4 protein-coding genes are annotated in these 3,109 nt (G+C 55.8%); 3 read left to right on the top strand and 1 reads right to left on the bottom strand.

The genetic code is table 11. The features are described 5' to 3' along the window. Window positions 1-231: galactokinase family protein (locus QVO51_RS09150; RefSeq protein ID WP_288168064.1), on the bottom strand; the 231-nt coding region annotated here is incomplete at its 3' end. 249 nt (window positions 232-480) lie between these two features. Here QVO51_RS09150 and QVO51_RS09155 point away from each other — a divergent pair. The 3 genes from QVO51_RS09155 to QVO51_RS09165 all read left to right on the top strand — a co-directional run bounded on the left by QVO51_RS09155 (window position 481) and on the right by QVO51_RS09165 (window position 2,963). Further along, the gene (locus tag QVO51_RS09155; protein WP_022358159.1) at window positions 481-1,206 is read left to right on the top strand and encodes a tRNA 2-thiocytidine biosynthesis TtcA family protein; all 726 of its coding nucleotides are present in this window, start codon (window positions 481-483) and stop codon (window positions 1,204-1,206) included. 172 nt (window positions 1,207-1,378) lie between these two features. Beyond that, window positions 1,379-2,110 (top strand): ClpP family protease, encoded by a 732-nt coding sequence (locus tag QVO51_RS09160; protein ID WP_022358160.1) that lies wholly within the window; start codon window positions 1,379-1,381, stop codon window positions 2,108-2,110. A gap of 19 nt (window positions 2,111-2,129) precedes the next feature. Next, window positions 2,130-2,963 carry an undecaprenyl-diphosphate phosphatase gene (locus tag QVO51_RS09165; RefSeq protein ID WP_022358161.1) on the top strand — a complete coding sequence of 278 codons (834 nt, stop codon included), beginning with the start codon at window positions 2,130-2,132 and terminating at the stop codon, window positions 2,961-2,963. The last annotated feature ends 146 nt before the right edge of the window (window positions 2,964-3,109 follow it).

Consider the following 3,109-nt stretch of genomic DNA (forward strand, 5'->3'; position numbering starts at 1 on the left):
CACGCAGCCGTTCTGATGATCCGTGTGGTTGCCGCTGAGCTCCGTTCTGCCGGAAACAGAAAACAGGCTTGCGCAGGGCTGATGATAGGTTTCCTGATACCGGGCAAGCAGATTGCACAGCCGTTCCTGGTAGGGCTGCAGAGCGGCTCCCTCCGCTCCGTACAGCCGGCACAGCTGGCTGTCATACTGCCCCTCCCGGAGCTGTCGTGCAATGGTCTGGTTTGATTCCATGGGCATCTCCATTCTGCTGCGGTCAAAGCCGCTGGCTTTCTTTCTGTTTATGGCAACACCCATATGATTGCTACAGGATGCCACTTTATCATTATACTCCAGATCGGATGCTTTTGCAAGACCGGAGCCGGAAAAAGACCCATTGGGACAAATTTTGCAGTACCGCTTTACATTTCCCCACCAAAGTGGTACACTTTTAAGGAGATGAAGCAGAAAGGTGCGTTGACCGTGCAAAAAATATTGGGATATATGCGGAAAGCCATACAGGAATTTGATCTGATCCAGGACGGCGACCGGATCGCCGTGGGGGTATCCGGCGGCAAGGACAGCCTGGTGCTGCTGCAAGGGCTGGCAATGCTGCGCCGGTTCATCGGCATTGACTATGAGCTGGTTGCCATTACCCTGGATCCCCAGTTCGGGGAAGAGCCGGGGGTTTTTTCTGAGATCGCCGCCATGTGCAAGGATTTGGGAGTGCCCTATGTGGTGCTGCCCACGGACATCGGGAAGATCGTGTTTGAGATCCGACAGGAGGCAAGTCCATGCAGTCTGTGCGCCCGGATGCGCCGGGGAGCATTGCACGATGCGGCGGTTGCCAACGGCTGCAACAAGATTGCCCTGGGGCATCACTTCAACGACGCTGTGGAAACTTTTGTGATGAATCTGTTCATTGAGGGACGGATCGGCTGTTTCTCCCCCAAAAGCTACCTGTCCCGGAAGAAGATCACCCTGATCCGTCCCCTGGTATTTGCCCCGGAGCGGGAGGTGCGCCGGGCGGCGGTCAAGACCCGGCTGGCGGTGCAGAAATCCAAATGCCCGGCGGACGGCTACACCATGCGGCAGAAAACCAAGGAATTTCTGGCGCAGATGGAGCATGAAAGCAAGGGCTTTACCGACCGGATCTTCGGTGCCATGCGCCGCAGCAACATTGACGGCTGGGGCGGGGTGAACTGGGTACCAAGGGAGCGGGAGGACTGAAGCACGGTTTGTCAATCCGGAGGATCCGACAGGATTTTCCGGATTTTTTAGACAACATCGCCTTGACTTTCTCCGCCGGATGGGTTAAACTATAAATGTATGCATATTTGCGGCAGGATGCGGTACAATACCCCTGTTCCAACGGAAACAGATTCAGAACGGGGGCGATTTTATGACCGATTCCGAGGAAAAAAAGGACGAAAAGGATCAGACCGAAACCCAGCGTGCCGCAGACCAGGCGGAGCTTGCCGAACAGAACGGACAGGTGGTGGTACACAACGCCAAGCATCTGATCCACTGTCTGACCGTCATCGGCGAGGTGGAGGGACACTATGTTCTGCCGGAGCGTACCAAGACCACCAAGTACGAGCATATCATTCCGGCGCTGGTTGCCATTGAGCAGGATCGCTCCATCGAGGGACTGCTCATCATTCTCAACACCGTGGGAGGAGATGTGGAGGCGGGGCTTGCCATTGCAGAGCTGCTGGCAGGCATGAAAACCCCCACCGTATCCCTGGTGGTAGGGGGCGGTCACTCCATCGGCGTGCCCCTTGCAGTCAGTGCCAAGCGTTCTTTTATTGTACCCTCCGCCACCATGACCATTCACCCGGTGCGGATGAACGGCATGATCGTGGGAGTGCCGCAGACCCTATCTTATTTCAAAAAAATGCAGGACCGGATCGTGAATTTTGTGACCGCCAACAGCGGCATATCCGAGCAGCAGTTCCGTGCGCTGATGATGGAGACGGAGGAGCTGGTGATGGATGTGGGCACCGTCGTGGACGGGGAGCGGGCAGTGGAGCTTGGACTGATCGACAGTCTGGGCGGCTTGTCCGACGCTGTCGCCTGTCTGTACGGACTGATCGAGGCGGGGGAGGAACGATACCCGGACGATCCTGCATAAAGGCAAAGGAGACAAACACATGAGTATTTTAGACGCAATCATTCAAGGCATCATTCAGGGACTGACGGAATTTCTGCCGGTTTCCAGTTCCGGGCATCTGGCGCTGTACCAGCAGATCTTCGGCAGTACGGAGGAAAACGGTCTGTTTTTCTCCGCCATCCTGCACCTGGGCACGCTGGTGGCGGTATTCATCGCCTTCCGGGATACCATCTGGGCACTCATCAAGGAGCTTGGATGCATGCTCAAGGATATTTTCACCGGAAAATTCAAGTGGAGCACCATGAACGGGGAGCGGCGCATGATTATCATGCTGCTGATCTCTCTGCTGGTACTGTTGCCCCTGTATCCCTTGAAGGATCTGGTGGAGGAGGTTTCCAACAAGCATCTGATCGTCATCGGCTTCTGCTTTTTGTACACGGCAGTCATCCTCTTTTTGTCGGATCGCTGTGGCAAGGGAACAAGGGAGCCGAAGGACATTACCGTCAAGAATGCGCTGACGGTGGGTATTTTCCAGGGCATCGCTCTGATGCCGGGCATCTCCCGTTCCGGCTCCACCATTGCCAGCGGTCTGTTCAGCGGCTTTACAAGAGAAACTGCAGTGAAGTATTCCTTCATTCTGGGCATTCCCACGATCCTGGGGGGCTGCCTGCTGGAGGTAAAGGATGCGGCAGCGGAGGGCATCGAGTTTGACTTCCTGCCCATGCTCATCGGCTTTGTGGTATCCGCTGTGGTGGGCATCTGCGCCATCCGCATGGTAAACTGGCTGGTCAAGAGCGAGAAGTTCAAAATCTTTGCCGTATACACCCTGCTGCTTGGCTTGTTTGTGATCGGCTATTCCATTTATAAGATGTAAAGGATACATACAGAGAAAAAGGAGATGACAGGCGTGGCGGCGCAGAAGAAGCCTACCCCGAAAAAGAAGCCCAACCCCAATGCACGGGGCACCAAGAAGCCGGCGGAGCGCCCGGCAGAAAAACCGGCGGAACGGCAGCAGGAGCC

The sequence above is a fragment of the Ruminococcus sp. CAG:379 genome, from assembly GCF_000434255.1.
Taxonomy (GTDB): domain Bacteria; phylum Bacillota; class Clostridia; order Oscillospirales; family Ruminococcaceae; genus Ruminococcus_F; species Ruminococcus_F champanellensis.

What these genes read in the sequence shown, in the direction of transcription:
- QVO51_RS09155 (WP_022358159.1), top strand. Translation starts at nt 481, where the DNA reads ATGCGGAAAGCCATACAGGAATTTGATCTGATCCAGGACGGCGACCGG.
- QVO51_RS09160 (WP_022358160.1), top strand. Translation starts at nt 1,379, where the DNA reads ATGACCGATTCCGAGGAAAAAAAGGACGAAAAGGATCAGACCGAAACC.
- QVO51_RS09165 (WP_022358161.1), top strand. Translation starts at nt 2,130, where the DNA reads ATGAGTATTTTAGACGCAATCATTCAAGGCATCATTCAGGGACTGACG.